Below are 17,317 nucleotides of genomic sequence, written 5' to 3'. Positions count from 1 at the left end.
GGCAGGATTCCTCCCCGCGCAATCTGGCACGGGCGATTGGGCGTAACCACTCCGTGGTACAGCAAATTGCCCCGGAGGCAACGGTCTAATGCACGTCCTGCCCGATGCCTGGCCAAATCCTCGGCCAAATCCTCGGCGGTAGCCTGAGGGGTATTTCAGCCCGAATAGGTCTTGAAGCGGCCACGCGAATGCGCCTTCGCGACGGCTTTCATCAGTTCGCTGACCTCGTTCTCGAGGAATTCATTGGCCACGATCAGCGCCCGGATGGTGGCGCGCAGATTGCCGCCGCAGGCGGAAATGGCCTGATCGACAGCGGCTTCCAGCCCGTCATCGTCGTCAGATTCGGGCCGTGCAGACATCATGGGTTATCCGGGATTCAGGTGGCGCATCATGTTCCTATTTTGTTCTCATCAAGTCAATCGGATCTTTGATCGGACGCGGTCTCCTGGGCCGCCCTTCTCTTCCGCCGCCAGCGCGCGAGGCATTGCAGGTCCAGATGTCGGTGACGATTTCGGCGAGGACGTTAATGATTGAACTCGGCCATGCGCATCCCTTCAATGGCAATGTCCGGCCGTTCTACGTCGCGGAATGCCGATCGGGACGTGACGGTGCGCACGCCCCTATTCGCGAACAGTCCTTGGTTGGATCGTACCGGCTTGTGCTAGAAGTTCAGATGCCCGCCAAAGATCTGAAGTTGAGAAAATGCGGTTTCGAAATCCGGTCGCCACCACGCTTCTCCTGGCCTGCCTCTCTGCAACCACCAGCCTGACTGCAATCGCAGGCCCGACGGCGTCAGCGGTCATCAAGGACGCCGGCACCGTTCAGCTCGGCAACACGACCTATCGGCTCGACGGCATCGACGCGCCGGCGGTCGATCAGCTCTGCATCGACGAGCACGCCGACGTCTGGACCTGCGGGATCGAGGCGCGCGACCAGCTGACCAGGCTGATCGGCGGCAAGCAGGTTCACTGCGACGATATCGGCGTCGATCCGACCTTCAAGAAGCGCCGCCTCGGCGTCTGCAAGATCGAGGGCGACCCGACCAGCCTTAGCCAGGTGCTGGTCCAGAAGGGCTATGCTCTCAATGTCGAGGAATCGGCCACTGGCCGATTCAAGCCGGACGAAGCCACCGCCAAGGACAATCGCGCCGGGCTCTGGAAGGGCTGCTTCGTGGCGCCGCGCGACTTTCGTACGGCCAGGAAGGACGGCGCCCTGCTCGGCAACGCCTGCCCCGCCGACCGCGACCAACAGGTCCGCGACGCGCTCTTTCCCGACGACTTGCCGATGCCGGCCAGCTGCAACATCAAGGGCAAGTACGCCGTGCGCGCCCGCGTCACCGGCAATGTCGGCATCTACCATCTGCAGGCGTGCCGCAGTTACCCGGGCCTCGGCAATCCGGATCGCTGGTTCTGCTCCGAGGAGGATGCACAGGCGGCCGGGTTCCGCCGGGCCTATAATTGCCGCCCGCCCAAAGCCAAGTAAACGGCAAGTGAAGAACCAGTGAAGGGCAAGTGATCGCAGTAAATCAAGCTGGCAAAGCCGCCGCGTCCTGTGTGAAACTGCACCGAGAGGTTGCCGGCGCGTATGACCCCGTCCGATCCCGCTGATGTGCTTCCCGAAGCTGCGGCAGCCGAACGGCTGCGGCAGCATCTTGAGGAGATCGCGCGCGAACGCGATCGCGCCCATCGCGAGCTCCAGGAGCGCGAGGCGGAACTGGCGCGGATCCAGCGCATCGCGCGGGTCGGCGGACTCGAGATCGATTTCCGCGACGGCGTGCGCAACCGCCGCTCTCCCGAATATCTCCTGGTGCACGGGCTGCCGCCCGAAGAGGTCAACGAGACCTATGAAAACTGGGTCGCGCGCATCCACCCCGAGGATCGCGAACGCACGATCCGGCACCTGTTCGGCGTGCTCAAGGCCGGCGGCGAAGACTACACGGCCGAATACCGCATCATCCGCCCGAACGACGGCGAGAGCCGCTGGATCCGCGTCGTCGCCAAGATCGAGCGCGATCGCAGCGGCCGTGCGCTGCGGCTGGTCGGCGCCGATCTCGATGTCACCGATCAGATGCTGGCGCAGGAGACCCTGCGCGAGAGCGAAGAGCGTTTCCGCCTGATCGCCGACAGCGCGCCGGTGCCGATCTGGGTGACCAAGCTCGACCGCACCCGCTCCTTTGCCAACCAAGCCTATCTCGACTTCCTTGGACTGCCGTTCGAGGAAGCGATCGTGTTCGACTGGCGCAAGGCGCTGCATCCGGATGACCTGCCGCAAATCCTGCAGGAGCAGATCACCGGCGAGCTGTCGCTGAAGCCATTCGTGCTCGAGGCCCGCTATCGGAACGCCGCGGGCAATTGGCGCTGGCTGCGCTCGGAATCGCAGCCGCGCTGGGACCCGAACGGCAAGCACATCGGCTTCATCGGCGTCGCACACGACATCACGGCGGCCAAGGAAGCCGAGATCGAGCTTCGCAAGCTCAACGAGTCGCTGGAGCGGCGCATCCTGGAGCGCACCGCGCAGCTCGAATCCCGCGAAGCGCAGATGCGCGCGATCCTGGAAACCAGCCATCAATACCAGATGCTGCTCAACCGCGATGGCGGCCTGCTCTACACCAACCAGACGGCGCTGGCCGGCATCTGTACCGATGCCGCCGACGTCGTCGGCAAGCCGTTCTGGGACACGCCGTGGTTCGCCGCGACCGAGGGCATGCCGCGCGTGATCCAGAATGCCTTTGCGACCGTGATGCGCGGCGAGGAAGTCAAGATCGAGATGCAGCTGCGCCTGCCGATCGGCGAACGCTATTTCGATTTCGCGATGCGGCCACTGCAGGACCAGCACGGCACCATCGTCGGCGCCGTGCCGGAGGCCGTCGACATCACCGAACGGCGCCGCGGCGAGGAAGCCCTGCGGCAATCGCAGAAGATGGAAGCGGTCGGCCAGCTCACCGGCGGCGTCGCGCATGATTTCAACAATCTGCTCACCATCATCCGCTCCGCGACCGACTTCCTGCGCCGCCGCGAGCTGCCGGACGACCGGCGCCGCCGCTATATCGACGCGATCTCCGAGACCGTGGAGCGGGCCTCCAAGCTCACCGCGCAGCTATTGGCGTTTGCGCGCAGGCAGCCGCTCAATCCGGAAGTGTTCAATGTCGGGACGCAGGTCGACAGCGTGACGCAGCTGATCCGCCCGCTGGTCGGCGCGCGGATTCACATCGAGGTCAGGATCGAGGATCCCGACTGCTTTGCGATCGCCGACATCGGCCAGTTCGAGACCGCGCTGCTCAATCTCGCGGTCAACGCCCGCGATGCCATGAGCGGCGAAGGCCGGCTGACGATCGGCGTCCGGAAAGTCAAGAATATCCCTGCCCTGCGCGCCCAGGCCTCGCGCAGCGGCGATTTCGTCACGGTCTCGATCCAGGACACCGGCACCGGCATCTCGCCGGAAAATCTCGACGCGATCTTCGAACCGTTCTTCACGACAAAGGAGGTCGGCAAGGGAACGGGTCTCGGATTGAGCCAGGCCTTCGGCTTCGTCAAGCAATCCGACGGCGACATCGAGGTCACCTCCACGCCCGGGCACGGCGCGACATTCACCATCTATCTGCCGCAAGCGATGCGCCCGGCGGACGCCAAGGTCGCCGCCAGCGCGGGCACCGAGCAGGCTTCGATCGGCCGCGGCTATCGCGTCCTCGTGGTGGAGGATAACGATGATGTCGGCCAGTTCTCCACCGAGCTGCTCGAGGATCTCGGCTATTCGGTCAAGCGCGCGGCCAATGCCAATGCCGCGCTCTCGATCCTCTCGGAGAACGAGTTCGCCGCCGACCTGGTGTTCTCCGACGTGATCATGCCGGGCATGAACGGCGTCGAGCTCGCCGGCATCATCCGCGACCGCTTTCCCGGTCTGCCGGTGGTGCTGACCAGCGGCTACAGCAACGTGCTCGCCGAGAATGCGCATAGCGGCTTCGAGCTGATCCAGAAACCCTATTCGGTCGAGGCGCTGTCACGGACGCTCCGAAAGGCGATCGCCGAACAGCGGGCGACCGCTTCCAAGCCCTGATCCTGTCGCCCGCCGCGCCCTACTGGATCACGACATGCGCGACGCCGAGCTGAAGGATGCCGAGCGCGCGGGCCGCCGTGGTCGAAACATCGATGATCCGCCCACGAACGAACGGGCCGCGGTCATTGACGCGGCACCGGATCGATTTTCCCAGATAAGAGACGGTGATCATGCTGCCGAATGGCCGCTTGCGATGCGCGCAGGTCATCTCGCCACTCTTGCCGATGCCACGATAATAGGACGCAAGGCCACTCTCTGCGTTTGCCATGCATGAGGCAAACAGCAGCATGGCCGCGGACGTTGCTGCGGTTTTCATTGATCGCCTGCCGGTCGAGCCCCGCAAGGGAACGCGGTTCCACGGTTTCGGTTCCGCGCCTTTGCGTCGGCGGGTCGATTTTCAGGAACTTTTTGACGGAAAGCGTCAGGCGGTCGCGGCGGGATCGATCAGGGCAAGGCCGAGCTCGGGCCGCTTCCGACGGCGAAGCCTGGCGGGAGCTTCCGTGACCACAACCTCCAGCGTCGGACGGACGATGCCGGCAAGCAGATGGCCGCCGCGGGTCGACCCGTCCGACAGTCCGAGCACGATGTGCGTGTGCAGGCTGGCCTTGCCGTCGTCGCCGGTCGCGATATCGCCGACCGCGCACAGCACTTCACATTGCTCATTGATCTCGATCTTGCGGTAGCTCTTCGACGCGAAATCGAACCAGCCGACGGTTGCCCGCTCGAACGCGCCGATCGCAGTGAGCGACGCCGCCGTCACCTTCGCATCATTGGCGAACTTCGTCAGCGCGCCGAACGCTTCCTCGCCGCTATCGAGCACGACGACGTGAACCTGCGCGCTGGGCGCATCGGACACGAGCTTGCTTTTCATGGACCGCCTCGCCTCTCAAGAGCCTCCACTCTCAATCGGAGACGGCGACGATTGTTCCTGACGGAGGGGATCGGCAGCCGCTCAGGCGGCGACGCTATCGGCCGCGAGCAGCGTCCGCAGGTCCCGCGCAGGAACCGGCCTGCTGAACAAATAGCCCTGCATCTGCGTGCAGCCGAGCATCTGCACGGTGTCGCGCTGCTGGTCGGTCTCGACGCCCTCGGCGGTGGTGATCATGTTGCGGTCGGCTGCGATCGAGACCACGGCGCGGATGATCGAGGCCGAGCCGCTGTTGCGGGTCACTTCCTTGACGAAGCTGCGGTCGATCTTGATCTTGTCGAACGGGAAGCGTTGCAGGTACTGCAGCGACGAGTATCCGGTGCCGAAATCGTCGAGCGCGATGTGGACACCGAGCGCGCGGAGCTGGCCGAGCGTGACCAGCGCCGCATCGTCGTCGGCGATCAGCACCGCCTCGGTGATCTCGAGCTCGAGCCGGCGCGGATCGAGCCCGCTCTCGGCAAGCGCATTCGCAACCTTCAGCGCCAGCGTCTCCGACGTGAACTGGATCGGCGAGACGTTGACCGCGACGCGCACATGCGCCGGCCAGGCTGCCGCCTCGGTGCAGGCGGTGCGCAGCACCCACTGCCCGATCTCCTCGATCAGCCCGGTCTCCTCGGCAACCGGTATGAACTCCGCCGGTGAGATCATGCCGCGCATGGGGTGCCGCCAGCGCAGCAACGCTTCGCAGCCGGTCACCTCGTCGCTGCGCAAGTCGACCAGCGGCTGGTAGTGCAGCTCGAAGCCGCCCTCGGCCAGGGCGGTGCGTAAATCGGCCTCCAGCGCGCGGCGCAGATTGGCCTGCGCTTCCATCGCCGGATCGAAGAAGCGATAGGTCCTGCGGCCCGCCGCCTTGGCGGCGTACATCGCAAGGTCGGCACATTTGAGCAGGCGGAACAGGTCGGAGCCGTGACGCGGAGCGATCGCAATGCCGATGCTGGCGTCGCTCGACAAATGATGGCCAAGGCAGTCGAACGGCGTGCGCAGCGACTGATAGATGCGCGCGACCAGGTCGCCGACGTCGTCGTCCGAGGTGATATCGTGCTGAACGATCGCGAACTCGTCGCCGCCGAGCCGCGCGATGAAGTCGTTCGACCCGATCGACAGACGCAGCTTCTCGGCGACGTGCCGCAGGAACTCATCGCCGATCAGATGGCCCAGCGTGTCGTTGATCCGCTTGAACTCGTCGATATCGATGTAATGGATGGCGAACTCGCGCGTGGCGGCCTCGAGCAGCAGCCCTTCCGCGTGGCGCTGAAACAGCGTCCGGTTCGGCAGATTGGTCAGCGCATCGTAATGCGCGAGATACTCGATCCGCGCCTGCGCACGCCGTCCGTCGGTGACGTCCTCGAGCGTGGTGGCCCAGCCGCCGTCGGGTGCACGCTTGTAGATCAGGCGGATGCTGCGACCGTCCGGCGTCATGATCACGGAGTCCCGGACCTCGTCACCCCTGGGATTGGTGAAGCGGGCGCAGTACTCATCGACGTCGCCGACGAACGAGCCGATCGCCTGGCGATGCAGGATCAGGTCGCGCAGATGGCAGCCCGGCCTGGCGACATCAGGCGAAAGGCCGAACATGTCGATATATTGCTGGTTGCAGATCACGAGCCGCGCCGAGGCATCGAACAACAGCAGCCCCTGCGTCATGGTGTTGATCGCGGTGTCGAGGTGCTGGCTCTTCTCGGATAGCCGGCGGCTTGCCGCATCGTGCTGCCGCTGCAGCTGGCGGACGATCAGAAAGACCGCGAAGCTGATGATCAGGACCGCCAGCACGGCTGCGCAAAACTGCAGCTTGGTCTGGGCGCGCCAGTCCTCCAGCGCGCTCGATGTTTTCGTGGTAGCGAGGATCAGGATCGGAAAGTGCGACAGCGATCTGACCGCACCGACGTTCTCCTCGCCTAAAGCGCCAATAAAGCGTCCGGACGTGTTGCCGCCAAAGCTGATGACCTTTTGGAACACCGGCAGGTTGATGATGTTGCGGCCGATCACGCTGGCATCCTGCGGATAGCGTGCGATGATCGTGCCGTCGCGGTGGATCATCGAAATCACGGTGTCGCCACTCAGCGCCAGCGAGGCCACGAAATCCTCGAAATGGCTCGGCTCGACGCCGCGGCTCGCGAACCCGATGATCTCGCCGTTGCGTCCCGTGATCTTGCGCGCAAAGATCGTGGTCCAGTTGCCGCTCACCTTGCTCATTGCAGGCTCGACGATGACAGGCGAGGTCGGCCGCCCCGAAGTGAACTCCCGGAAATAGCGCCGGTCAGCGACGCTGATGTCGGGCACCGGCCACATCTCGGATGAGTTGATCAGCCACCCCTTGGCGTTGAACAGATTGAGCCCACCGACATGCGGCAGCGCCGCCAGCCGCGTGCGCAGCATCTCGTGCGCGCTCAAGAGCGACATGTTCTTTTCGAACTGATCGGCGGTCTCGACCTGCTCGGCCCGCAGATAATTCACGATGTCGTCGTGGACATGCTGGAGATCTGTAAGCTGCTGGTCGAAATGCCGCGACAGCAGCAGCGCGGTGTTGTTGAGCTCGCGCTCTGACATCTCCAGCGCGCGCTCGCGAAACTGCAGCGCGAGATAGCCAGTGCCAAGCGTGATCGCGAGCACCAGCAGCGCGGCACTCAGGACGAGCCACTGGATGGCGCCCATCCTGCTGGCGCGCACACCCTTGATCGACAGCCGCCGGTATTCCGGCACGCCGCCCGTTGAGACAACCGACATTTTCCTGCCCCTGTGGGCGCCCTTGTATGGGAACACAACCCAAGGGGTGGTTAGGAAAATCAGTTATCGGACGGTTAAGGCCCGCGTGGACTCGCGCGCGATCGGCCCCGCGGCCGCTGCATGCTCACGAGCTGCAGCAAGCCGAGCCCCCGGGCGGCGCGGCCTGAGGCTGAGGGGAGCAACACGCGCTCTGTTTGCCTTCTTGCTTCTCGTGCGCGATACGCGCGGTCCGCTCGCCGGTGCCGTCGCCATAGACGATGCTTTCACCGGTCGTATGGAACGTCTCCCAGGCGATCCCCGCGGGATCGTCAATCCACGACTTCTCCGACTTGGCATAGCAGCACACAGTCTGGCCCTGCTCGATGACCTCGCCGCCGGCCTTGCGCAGCCGTCCGTACACCTCGCCGAGCTCTTCGGCGCTCTCGACCTGAATGCCGAGATGGTCGAGGCCCGGTTCGCGGCCGCGGCTCGATACCGCGAAGTTGACGCGGGGATCATCGAGCATCCATTTGGCATAGTCGGATTTCACGACCGTCGGCTCGGCCCCGAACAGCGCCGAGTAGAAGCCGACCGATTGCGGGATATCCTTTACCGCGACGTGAACATGCATGCGCTTCATGGGGCAGTCCTTTCAGGGCGGCGAGGCTGGATGGATATTCCATCCCAAGCATGCTCAGATATCAACAGCGTTACAACAGGGGTTCTGCTGCGGAATGGATGCGCTGACGCTGTTCGGGTTATTCGCCGTGACCATGATGCTCGTCTGCTATGCGGCCGAAGATCGCAGCCCCTGGTTCATCCTGGCCTTCGCTGTCTCCTGCGCGCTCGGCTCGGCCTACGGTTTCCTGCAGGGCGCCTGGCCGTTCGGCCTCGTCGAAGCGATCTGGACCATCGTCGCGGCGCGCCGATGGCTGCTGCGCCGAACCGCAGACAGCGCGTAACGTTATAGTATCCACGGCCAATCTGTCGCGGACCCGAACTTGAACGCGCGCGGGCACGGCGCTAAGTAGGCCCCATGGACGCTTCGCGCACCATGATTCAGTCTTCTCCTCACGCAACGGGATCGCGCCGCTGGCGCAGCCTGCTTGCGGGACTGATTTCGCTCGCGCTGGTGCTGTCGTTCTTCCATGGCTGGACCTCCGATGGCGATGCCGACGCGGCTCCCGGCTTCTCGATCGCGCAGTCGATCAACGACGCCAGCGCCAGCGGCAAGGCCCCGGCGCACCCCGCCTCGCCTCACGGCGACCATTGCCTGACGCACGTCGCGTCCGTGGCTCCGCAGGAGACCGCGTTCCCGATCGCCTATGCGCCGCATAGCTATGGCCACAGCAGCACTGAGCTGCCCGCTTCGGCCGATCGCCTCTCTCCCTTCAAGCCACCCCGCGCCTGATCCGGTCGACATAACCGGCCGTGCGCCGCCGCCATTCGGCAGCGCACGCTTCCGCACAGATCGATGTCGCGACAGCGCAGGGCCATAGGCCTGCGCTGCGGAGAGGCGCATATGAAACGGGTTGTTCTATTTTTCGCCGGCATGGCCGCCGGCATTGCACTGGTCGTTGCGGCGGCGGGATGGATCGGCTGGCCGGTCAGGTTCCCGGCCGCGACGCAGGAGATTGCGACGACAGACACAAAGACCGAGGCCCGGCACGAGGCCCCCGGACATATCGAGCTGAGCGAAGACCAGGTTCGCGAAGCCGGCATCACCTTCGCGCAAGCCAGCGGCGGCATGCTGAAGCGGCATTTCCTCGCGCCGGGATCGCTGATCCCCGATGCGGATCACATCGGCCGGGTCTCGGTGCGCGTGCTTGCGACGGTCACGGAACTGCGCAAGCGCCTCGGCGACGTCGTCGAGAAGGGCGAGATCGTCGCCGCGATCGAAAGCCGTGAGGTGGCCGACGCGAAGAGCGAATACCTCGCCGCGCGGCTCACCAACGATCTGCAGCAGACCCTCTACGCGCGGCAGAAGACGCTGGTCGAGACCCGCATTGTGTCGGAAAACGAGTTCCTGCGGACGCGGCTGACCGCGAACGACGCCCAGATCAAGCTCGATGGCGCCCGGCAGAAGCTGTTTGCGCTTGGCCTCTCGGAGAGCGAGATCGCCGATCTGCCGAACCAGCCCCCGGAGAGCCTGCGGACGCAGTTCTTGCGCGCGCCGATCAGCGGCCGGGTGTCCGAACGGCGCGTCGATCTCGGCGGATTGATCGGGCGCGAGGGCCAGGAGAGCGAGCTCTATGTCATCGTCAATCTCGATGACATCTGGGTCGACCTCGCGGTCTCCCCCGAAGACATCGGCGCGGTCCGCGAAGGCGTTTCGGTGAAGATCCGCGCCATCGGCACCGAGGATGAAGCCAATGCCGGCGTGATCTTCGTCAGCCCTCTGCTCGACCGCGAGACCCGCAACGCGCGCGTGATCGCGACCATGCCCAACAAGGACCACCGCTGGAAGCCGGGCACCTTCGTCACCGCGGAAGTCCCGCTGTCAGGTGCGCCGTCGACCGTGATCGTCTCGAAGAAGGCGCTCCAGACCATCAAGGGAACGCCGACCGTGTTCGTGCGCGATGCCGACGGCTTCGAGGCGAGATCGGTGCGCACCGGCCGCGAGGACGACGACGACATCGAGATCGTCGCCGGCCTCGCAGCCGGCGAGACCATCGCGGTGCAGAACACCTTCACGCTGAAGGCGGAGTTCGAGAAGGACGAGGCGGAGCACGACCATGATTGAGCGCATCATTGGTCTTGCGATCCAGCGGCGCTGGGTGGTCGTCACATTGGCGGCGATCCTGATGTTCCTCGGCGGCCTTGCGCTGACCAGGTTGCCGATCGACGCGGTGCCCGACATCACCAACAAGCAGGTCCAGATCAACACCGTGGCACCGGCGCTGTCGCCGGCCGAAATCGAGAAGCAGATCACCTTCCCGATCGAAACGGCGCTGGCCGGCGCGCCGGGGCTCGAGAGCACGCGCTCGCTCTCCCGCAACGGCTTCTCGCAGATCACGGCGGTGTTCAGCGAGGCCAGCGACATCTATTTCGCTCGCCAGCAGGTCGGCGAGCGCCTGACCGAGGTCCGCGCGCGCCTGCCGCAAGGCATCGAGCCGCGGATCGGCCCGACCTCGACCGGCCTTGGCGAGATCTATATGTGGACCGTCCATTATTCCGGGCAGAAGGTGCAGGCCGACGGCGCGCCGGGCCTGCAAAGCGACGGCCGCTTCCTGACGGCGGACGGCCAGATGCTGCAGAGCGAGCTCGAGAAAGACGCCTATCTGCGCACCGTGCAGGACTGGATCATCAAGCCGCAGATCAAGATGGTGCCTGGTGTCGCCGGCGTCGATACGATCGGCGGATACCTCAAGCAGTATCAGGTCCACCCCGATGCGGCGAAGCTGATCGCGCTCGGCCTCACCTTCGCCGACGTCGCCAAAGCGATCGAGACCAACAATGTCAGCCGCGGCGCGCGCTACATCGAGCGCAACGGCGAAGGGTTCGTGGTGCGGTCCGGCGGCCGGCTCGAGAACATCGAGGAGCTCGGCGCCGTCGTCGTCACCACCCGCGGCGGCGTCCCGGTCCGGATCCGCGACCTCGCGGCGCTTTCGATCGGCGGCGAGACGCGCACCGGCAGCGCCAGCGAGAACGGCCGCGAGGTCGTGGTCGGCACGGCACTGATGCTGATCGGCGCCAACAGCCGCACGGTGTCGGCCGCCGTCGACGCCAAACTGCGGACAATCATGCCGTCGTTGCCGGCCGGCATCGAGGTCAAGACCGTGCTGGATCGCACCCAGCTGGTCGATGCAACGATCGGCACCGTGGCGCGCAACCTCAGTGAAGGCGCACTGCTCGTGATCGCCGTGCTGTTCGTGCTGCTCGGCAATTTCCGCGCGGCATTGATCACGGCGCTGGTGATCCCGGTCGCCATGTTTATGACGGCGATCGGCATGTGGCAGGGCCGCATCAGCGCCAATCTGATGAGCCTCGGCGCGCTGGATTTCGGCCTGATCGTCGACGGCGCCGTGATCATCACCGAGAACAGCCTGCGTCACCTCGCCGAGAAGCAGCAAGCGCTTGGCCGCGTGCTGACGCGCGACGAACGGCTGGCGACGGTGCGGGCGTCCGCTGTTGAAATGGTCCAGCCGAGCCTCTATGGCCAGGCCATCATCCTCCTGGTCTATGTGCCGCTCCTGACCTTCACTGGCGTCGAAGGCAAGATGTTCGAGCCGATGGCGCTGACCGTGATCCTAGCGCTCGCGGCCGCCTTCCTGCTGTCGCTGACACTGGTTCCGGCGCTGATCGCGATCGGCATCACCGGTCGCGTGCAGGAGCAGGAAAACCGACTCGTTGCGGCGCTGAAGCGCTGCTACAGCCCGCTGCTCCGGCGCGCGGTTGCAACACCTTTGCCGGTCATCGCGGTGGCGGTCGTGCTGTTCGCCACCGCCCTGTTCGGGTTCTTCCGCCTCGGCCAGGAGTTCATCCCCTCGCTCGACGAGAAAAACATCGCCATGCACGCGCTCAGGATTCCGAGCACGGCGCTGTCGCAGTCGCAGGCGATGCAGCTGTCGGTCGAGAAGGCCGTCAGCCGCTTTCCGCAGGTGTCTTTCGTCTTCTCCAAGACCGGCACCGCGGAGGTGGCGAGCGATCCGATGCCGCCGAACGCGTCCGACACCTTCATCATCTTGAAGCCGCGCGAGCAGTGGCCGGATCCATCGCTGACCAAGGAGCAACTGATCGAGGAGATCTCGAAGGCGGTCGGCCGGCTGCCCGGCAACGTCTACGAATTCACCCAGCCGATCCAGATGCGCTTCAACGAACTGCTCGCCGGCGTTCGCGGCGACATCGCGGTCAAGGTTTTCGGTGACGAGTTCGGGCCGATGCAGAAAGCCGCCAACCAGATTGCTGCCGCGCTACGCAGCGTGCGCGGCGCGACCGACGTCAAGGTCGAACAGGCCGGCGGCCTGCCCGTGCTCGAGATCAAGGTCGACAAGGCGGCGATCTCCCGGCGCGGCCTCAGCGTCTCGGCCGTGCAGGACGTGATCGGCGCCGCAGTCGGCGGCCAGGATGCCGGCGTCGTCTACGAGGGCGATCGCAGCTTCGACATCGTGGTGCGATTGCCGGAAAGCGTGCGCTCCGATCTCGAGGCGCTGAGCAATTTGCCGGTCGCGTTGCCGAAGGCGACGCCGAGTTCGCCGGTACAGAGCCTGCCGCTCAACCGCGTCGCCCAGTTCTCCTTCACCGAGGGGCCGAACCAGATCAGCCGCGAGAACGGCAAGCGCCGCATCGTGGTGACAACCAACGTTCGCGGCCGCGATCTCGGCTCGGTGGTCGAGGAAGCCCAGGCAAAAGTCGCGCAATCGGTGCAGTTGCCGCCGGGCTATTGGATGACCTGGGGCGGCCAATCCGAGAATCTTGCCGCGGCGCGCCAGCGCCTGGCCGTCGTGGTGCCGGCGTGTTTTGCGATGATCTTCCTGTTGCTGCTGGCAGCGATGGGCTCGGCCCGCGATGCCCTGCTGGTGTTCAGCGCGGTGCCGCTTGCGCTCACCGGCGGTATCGCCGCACTTTGGCTGCGCGGCATGCCGTTCTCGATCTCGGCGGCGGTCGGCTTCATCGCGCTGTCGGGCGTTGCGGTGCTGAACGGGCTCGTGATGCTGAGCTTCGTCCGGCAGTTGCGCGAGCGCGGCGTGCCGATGCGGGAAGCCATCGAGCAAGGCGCCCTCACCCGCTTCCGCCCCGTGGTGATGACCGCGTTGGTGGCCTCACTCGGCTTCGTGCCGATGGCGTTCGCCACCGGCACCGGAGCCGAGGTGCAGAAGCCGCTCGCCACCGTCGTAATCGGCGGCCTGATCAGCGCGACCCTGCTGACGCTTGCCGTGCTGCCGGCGCTCTATGCTCGGTACGGGCATGCCGGCAGCGCTGCGCGCAATGAGAGAACCGCGATTCAACCTGCGGAATGAAAGTGTGTTGATCGGCATTCCGCCGGAAAAATCCGACCGTTACAGCGCCGAACAAGCGCTGTAACATTTCTGTCATATAGCAAAACTAAACGAAGACTGCGGCGGGCTGCCGCGGGGCTTCATCAGGGGGAATAACACCATGCGTCGTGCCATTACCTTACTGTCCGCGAGCATGATCGCGCTTTCGGCGGGCGCCGCCTCGGCGCAGAACGCCAAGCCCCGCAACCTCATCCTGTTCGTCCCCGACGGCCTGCGCGGCGGCATCGTGACGCCGGAGACGGCACCGGCCATGGCCGAGATCCGCGACAAGGGCGTCAACTTCAAGAATTCGCACTCGCTGTTTCCGACCTTCACGATGGCGAACGGCTCGGCGCTGTCGACCGGCCACTACCTCGGCGACACCGGCACCTTCTCCAACACGATCTATACCGGCTACACCTCGGCGCCGGCAGGCGACACCGTGGTCCCCTTCATCGAGAACGACGCGGTGCTTGCCGATGTCGACGATCACTTCAATGGCGACTACCTCAACGAGGAGACGCTGCTGAAGATGGCCCGCGGCCAGGGTTTCAGCACCGCCGCCATCGGCAAGGTCGGCCCGACCCTGCTGTTCGACCACACCGATCGCGGCAAGAACACGATCGTGATCGACGATTCGACCGGCGGCAAAACCGGCGTGCCGCTGTCAGACGAGATGAAGGAGGCTCTGACCAAGGCGGGTCTTCCGCTCGCCACCCCGAGCCGCGGCGACAACGCCAAGGCCGGCGATGCCAAGACGCCCGGCACCACGGTCGCCAACGTGGCGCAGCAGGCCTACATGGCCGACGTCGCGACCAAGGTCGTGCTGCCGATGTTCAAGGCGCGCAACAAGCCGTTCGTGCTGGTGTTCTGGTCGCGCGATCCGGACGGCAGCCAGCACAACACCGGCGACAGCCTCAACACCATCACCCCCGGCATCAACGGCCCGACCTCGATGGCCGGCATCAGGAACGCCGACAACAACCTTGCGCAGTTGCGCAAGGCGCTCGACGAGCTCGGGCTTTCCGCCGACACCAACATCATGATCTCCTCCGACCACGGCTTCTCGACGATCTCGAAGGAGAGCAAGACCAGCCCCTCGGCCAAGATCGCCTATAGCGACACGCCGAAGGATTTCCTGCCGATGGGCTTTCTGGCGATCGACCTCGCCAAGGCGCTGGACCTGCCGCTGTTCGACCCCAACGACAAGAACGCGAAGGTCGCCGACAACGCCCACCCGAAGGCCGGCAACGGCGTGCTCGGCCAGGATCCGGCCAAGCCTGACGTCGTGATCGCGACCAATGGCGGCTCGGATCTGATCTATCTGCCGAACCACGACAAGAAGCTCGCCGATCGCGTCATCAAGGCGCTGCTCGAGCAGGACTATGTCAGCGGCCTGTTTGTCGACGACAAGCTCGGCACCTTCCCCGGCACGCTGCCTATGTCGAACCTCAATCTGAAGGGCAAGGCGGTGACGCCGAACCCATCGATCGTGGTCAATTTCCGCTCCTGGTCGAGCGGTTGCGAAATCCCGACCAACTGCTCGGTGCAGGTCGCCGACACCGTGCTGCGCCAGGGCCAGGGCATGCATGGCAGCTTCAGCCGCGGCGACACCTTCAACTTCACCGCGGCGATCGGCCCCGACTTCAAGGCGGGCTATGTCGATCCGCTGCCGGTCAGCAACGCCGATGTCGGCATGACCGCCGCCCAGCTGCTCGGCCTGCGCGCGCCGAACAATGGCGGCCTGATCGGCCGGGTGATGTCGGAGGCGCTGCCGAACGGCATCGTGCCGAAGATGGCCGAGGGCACCATCATGTCGAAGAAGCCGTCGGCCAACGGCCTGCGCACCGTGCTGAAATTCCAGCGCGTGCTCTCGACCCGCTATTTCGACGTCGCCGGGTTTCCGGGACGGACGCTCGGGCTCGAGGAAACCGGCGGCAGACAGAAAACGGCGGGGAAGTGATCCCCGCCGCTCTCGTCGAATTCCAGTCACGCGGGATGATGGCTTACATCATCCCGATGTCGAACACGTTGGGGAGCTGCGCCGCGAGCGGCAGCGCAGTCGCGCCGACCAGCGTCGCCACCATCGCCGCCAGCGCGCGGCCGGTGCGGCGCTGACCGCGCATCTGGCCCGCGATCCACTCCAGGACCTTGGTGTCCATCTTGGCGCCCTGCCCCGGCGCCCAGCGATCGATCTCGGTGTCGGGCGACAGCGCCACCGTGCGCGGCGGCACCGGCAGGCCGGACTCGGAGGCGGCATGATGGGCGATCGCCTTGGCGAGCAGATCGTCGAACCGGCCGCCATCGCTGCGCTCGGCAGCGGCCTCGTTGATCGCGAACAGCGCCTCGATCTCGGCCCGGCTGACCGGCTGATGCTCGACCGCGGCTGCCGTCAGGATGCGCGCGCACCAGGCAGCGTCATCGGCATCGAGCGACCGGGAGAAATGGATGCGACCCTTGGTGGTCGGGCCTTCGCCGGTGATCACGCCGTCGCGCACAATGGTGAGCGCATGGGCGGCAGTCTTACGGCAGGACGGATGCAACGCACCGCTGAGAGGCTCAGCGGTCTTGGTACTTGGGGTAGACATTGTGGGAGCTTTCAATTCCTATCTCAGGCCAGCTTTTCCATGCGGGCGTAAACGAGTGGTTAATGATTCGGAACTTGCGTTCCGAGATTTTTAGATGGTTGCTATTTGGTCGCTTTAGAAGCTGTCACGGTTCAGTCCTATAGCAGCCGGGGCGGGCGTGATGACGGCGATAAGCGGCTTTATCTGGGCATTTCCGGGCTTTTGTGCCGCAGCTGATATTTCTGCCGCAGGGACCGGGATCAAAACAAGTTGCTTGGAATTCCTTGCTGACGGAGAAATTTCTCTCTTTTGTTTCAACCCGTTCACTTAAGCCGTTTCGCGTCCTATACTGGAACAGACAGCCTCGAACACAATTTCAATAGCAACTTCAACAAGATGAGGTAGAACCATGCCCCTCCCGATCGGCGCAACCGCCCCCGACTTCGAAGCCCAGACCACCGAGGGAAAAATTAAATTCCACGATTGGATCGGAAATAGCTGGGCCTTGCTGTTCTCGCACCCCAAGGACTTCACCCCGGTCTGCACCACCGAGCTCGGTGCGCTCGCCAAGCTGAAGTCCGAATTCGACAAGCGCGGCGTCAAGCTGATGGGCTTGTCGGTCGACCCGGTGGACCGTCACGCCAAATGGTCCGAGGACATCAGGGAAACCCAGGGCGCGGCGCCGAACTATCCGATGATCGGCGACACCGACTTCAACGTCTCCAAGCTCTACGAAATGCTGCCGGCCTCGACCTCCGGCGATCCCCTCACCCGCACGCCGGCCGACAACCAGACCGTCCGCAACGTGTTCGTGATCGGACCGGACAAGAAGATCAAGCTGGTGATGGTCTATCCGATGACCACCGGCCGGAATTTCCAGGAGATCCTGCGCTCGATCGACTCGCTGCAGATGACCGCCAAGCACCGCGTCGCCACGCCTGCCGACTGGAAGCAGGGGGAGGACGTGATCATCGCCGGCTCGGTCAGCGACGACGAGGCCAAGACGATCTATCCGCAGGGCTGGAAGGCGCCGAAGCCTTACATCCGCATCGTGCCGCAGCCGAAGTAACGGCAGCCTCGCTGCGTCC

Annotated in this window: 14 protein-coding genes; 8 read left to right on the top strand and 6 right to left on the bottom strand. The window is 64.9% G+C overall.

Annotated elements, in window-relative coordinates; genetic code table 11:
* Nucleotides 1–155 precede the first annotated feature (155 nt).
* Entirely contained in the window at nt 156–362 is a 207-nt protein-coding gene (locus tag E2I15_RS04230; protein WP_016840474.1) for a hypothetical protein, read from the bottom strand.
* Between the two features lie 340 nt (nt 363–702).
* On the opposite strand from E2I15_RS04230, the gene E2I15_RS04225 reads away from it, so the two are divergent.
* Both E2I15_RS04225 and E2I15_RS04220 read left to right on the top strand, forming a co-directional pair.
* Nucleotides 703–1,482, top strand: coding sequence for a thermonuclease family protein (locus E2I15_RS04225; RefSeq protein WP_137483073.1), 780 nt, complete (start codon nt 703–705; stop codon nt 1,480–1,482).
* Nucleotides 1,483–1,584: 102 nt separating this feature from the next.
* On the top strand, nt 1,585–4,053 hold the full coding sequence (locus tag E2I15_RS04220; RefSeq protein ID WP_246668388.1) for a PAS domain-containing hybrid sensor histidine kinase/response regulator: 2,469 nt from the start codon (nt 1,585–1,587) through the stop codon (nt 4,051–4,053).
* 19 nt (nt 4,054–4,072) lie between these two features.
* On the opposite strand, the gene E2I15_RS04215 is transcribed toward E2I15_RS04220, so the two are convergent.
* The 4 genes from E2I15_RS04215 to E2I15_RS04200 all read right to left on the bottom strand — a co-directional run bounded on the left by E2I15_RS04215 (nt 4,073) and on the right by E2I15_RS04200 (nt 8,324).
* Nucleotides 4,073–4,369, bottom strand: coding sequence for a septal ring lytic transglycosylase RlpA family protein (locus tag E2I15_RS04215; RefSeq protein WP_038385833.1), 297 nt, complete (start codon nt 4,367–4,369; stop codon nt 4,073–4,075).
* Nucleotides 4,370–4,474: 105 nt separating this feature from the next.
* Entirely contained in the window at nt 4,475–4,924 is a 450-nt protein-coding gene (locus E2I15_RS04210; RefSeq protein ID WP_137483075.1) for a PPC domain-containing DNA-binding protein, read from the bottom strand.
* An 81-nt stretch (nt 4,925–5,005) separates the two neighbouring features.
* A complete protein-coding gene (locus tag E2I15_RS04205) occupies nt 5,006–7,705 on the bottom strand; it encodes a bifunctional diguanylate cyclase/phosphodiesterase (protein WP_137483076.1) in 2,700 nt (899 codons plus the stop codon).
* A gap of 124 nt (nt 7,706–7,829) precedes the next feature.
* A complete protein-coding gene (locus E2I15_RS04200; protein ID WP_137483077.1) occupies nt 7,830–8,324 on the bottom strand; it encodes an ArsI/CadI family heavy metal resistance metalloenzyme in 495 nt (164 codons plus the stop codon).
* A gap of 94 nt (nt 8,325–8,418) precedes the next feature.
* Here E2I15_RS04200 and E2I15_RS04195 point away from each other — a divergent pair, with 94 nt between their 5' ends.
* The 5 genes from E2I15_RS04195 (at nt 8,419) to E2I15_RS04175 (ending at nt 15,625) form a co-directional block, all read left to right on the top strand.
* Entirely contained in the window at nt 8,419–8,646 is a 228-nt protein-coding gene (locus tag E2I15_RS04195) for a hypothetical protein (protein ID WP_137483078.1), read from the top strand.
* 92 nt (nt 8,647–8,738) lie between these two features.
* Nucleotides 8,739–9,095, top strand: coding sequence for a hypothetical protein (locus E2I15_RS04190; RefSeq protein WP_137483079.1), 357 nt, complete (start codon nt 8,739–8,741; stop codon nt 9,093–9,095).
* A gap of 111 nt (nt 9,096–9,206) precedes the next feature.
* Nucleotides 9,207–10,427 carry an efflux RND transporter periplasmic adaptor subunit gene (locus E2I15_RS04185; protein ID WP_137483080.1) on the top strand — a complete coding sequence of 407 codons (1,221 nt, stop codon included), beginning with the start codon at nt 9,207–9,209 and terminating at the stop codon, nt 10,425–10,427.
* The gene (locus E2I15_RS04180) at nt 10,420–13,644 is read left to right on the top strand and encodes an efflux RND transporter permease subunit (RefSeq protein WP_137483081.1); all 3,225 of its coding nucleotides are present in this window, start codon (nt 10,420–10,422) and stop codon (nt 13,642–13,644) included. Before E2I15_RS04185 ends, E2I15_RS04180 begins: the two co-directional genes overlap by 8 nt.
* A gap of 139 nt (nt 13,645–13,783) precedes the next feature.
* A complete protein-coding gene (locus tag E2I15_RS04175; RefSeq protein WP_137483082.1) occupies nt 13,784–15,625 on the top strand; it encodes an alkaline phosphatase family protein in 1,842 nt (613 codons plus the stop codon).
* Nucleotides 15,626–15,668: 43 nt separating this feature from the next.
* Here E2I15_RS04175 and E2I15_RS04170 read toward each other — a convergent pair whose 3' ends face one another.
* Nucleotides 15,669–16,250: a hypothetical protein gene (locus E2I15_RS04170; RefSeq protein ID WP_137483083.1), complete on the bottom strand. Its 582-nt coding sequence runs from the start codon at nt 16,248–16,250 to the stop codon at nt 15,669–15,671.
* A 388-nt stretch (nt 16,251–16,638) separates the two neighbouring features.
* On the opposite strand from E2I15_RS04170, the gene E2I15_RS04165 reads away from it, so the two are divergent.
* Nucleotides 16,639–17,298, top strand: coding sequence for a peroxiredoxin (locus E2I15_RS04165; protein ID WP_137483084.1), 660 nt, complete (start codon nt 16,639–16,641; stop codon nt 17,296–17,298).
* The last annotated feature ends 19 nt before the right edge of the window (nt 17,299–17,317 follow it).

This window comes from Bradyrhizobium sp. BR2003, from assembly GCF_009720285.1.
Lineage (GTDB): Bacteria > Pseudomonadota > Alphaproteobacteria > Rhizobiales > Xanthobacteraceae > Bradyrhizobium > Bradyrhizobium elkanii.
This window is presented reverse-complemented; position numbering and strand designations above follow the sequence as displayed.

Coding starts and splice junctions, on each gene's coding strand:
- E2I15_RS04195 (WP_137483078.1), top strand. CDS start 8,419: ATGGATGCGCTGACGCTGTTCGGGTTATTCGCCGTGACCATGATGCTC.
- E2I15_RS04165 (WP_137483084.1), top strand. CDS start 16,639: ATGCCCCTCCCGATCGGCGCAACCGCCCCCGACTTCGAAGCCCAGACC.
- E2I15_RS04215 (WP_038385833.1), bottom strand. CDS start 4,369: ATGAAAACCGCAGCAACGTCCGCGGCCATGCTGCTGTTTGCCTCATGC.
- E2I15_RS04230 (WP_016840474.1), bottom strand. CDS start 362: ATGATGTCTGCACGGCCCGAATCTGACGACGATGACGGGCTGGAAGCC.
- E2I15_RS04210 (WP_137483075.1), bottom strand. CDS start 4,924: ATGAAAAGCAAGCTCGTGTCCGATGCGCCCAGCGCGCAGGTTCACGTC.
- E2I15_RS04205 (WP_137483076.1), bottom strand. CDS start 7,705: ATGTCGGTTGTCTCAACGGGCGGCGTGCCGGAATACCGGCGGCTGTCG.
- E2I15_RS04170 (WP_137483083.1), bottom strand. CDS start 16,250: ATGTCTACCCCAAGTACCAAGACCGCTGAGCCTCTCAGCGGTGCGTTG.
- E2I15_RS04190 (WP_137483079.1), top strand. CDS start 8,739: ATGATTCAGTCTTCTCCTCACGCAACGGGATCGCGCCGCTGGCGCAGC.
- E2I15_RS04180 (WP_137483081.1), top strand. CDS start 10,420: ATGATTGAGCGCATCATTGGTCTTGCGATCCAGCGGCGCTGGGTGGTC.
- E2I15_RS04200 (WP_137483077.1), bottom strand. CDS start 8,324: ATGAAGCGCATGCATGTTCACGTCGCGGTAAAGGATATCCCGCAATCG.
- E2I15_RS04185 (WP_137483080.1), top strand. CDS start 9,207: ATGAAACGGGTTGTTCTATTTTTCGCCGGCATGGCCGCCGGCATTGCA.
- E2I15_RS04225 (WP_137483073.1), top strand. CDS start 703: ATGCGGTTTCGAAATCCGGTCGCCACCACGCTTCTCCTGGCCTGCCTC.
- E2I15_RS04220 (WP_246668388.1), top strand. CDS start 1,585: ATGACCCCGTCCGATCCCGCTGATGTGCTTCCCGAAGCTGCGGCAGCC.
- E2I15_RS04175 (WP_137483082.1), top strand. CDS start 13,784: ATGCGTCGTGCCATTACCTTACTGTCCGCGAGCATGATCGCGCTTTCG.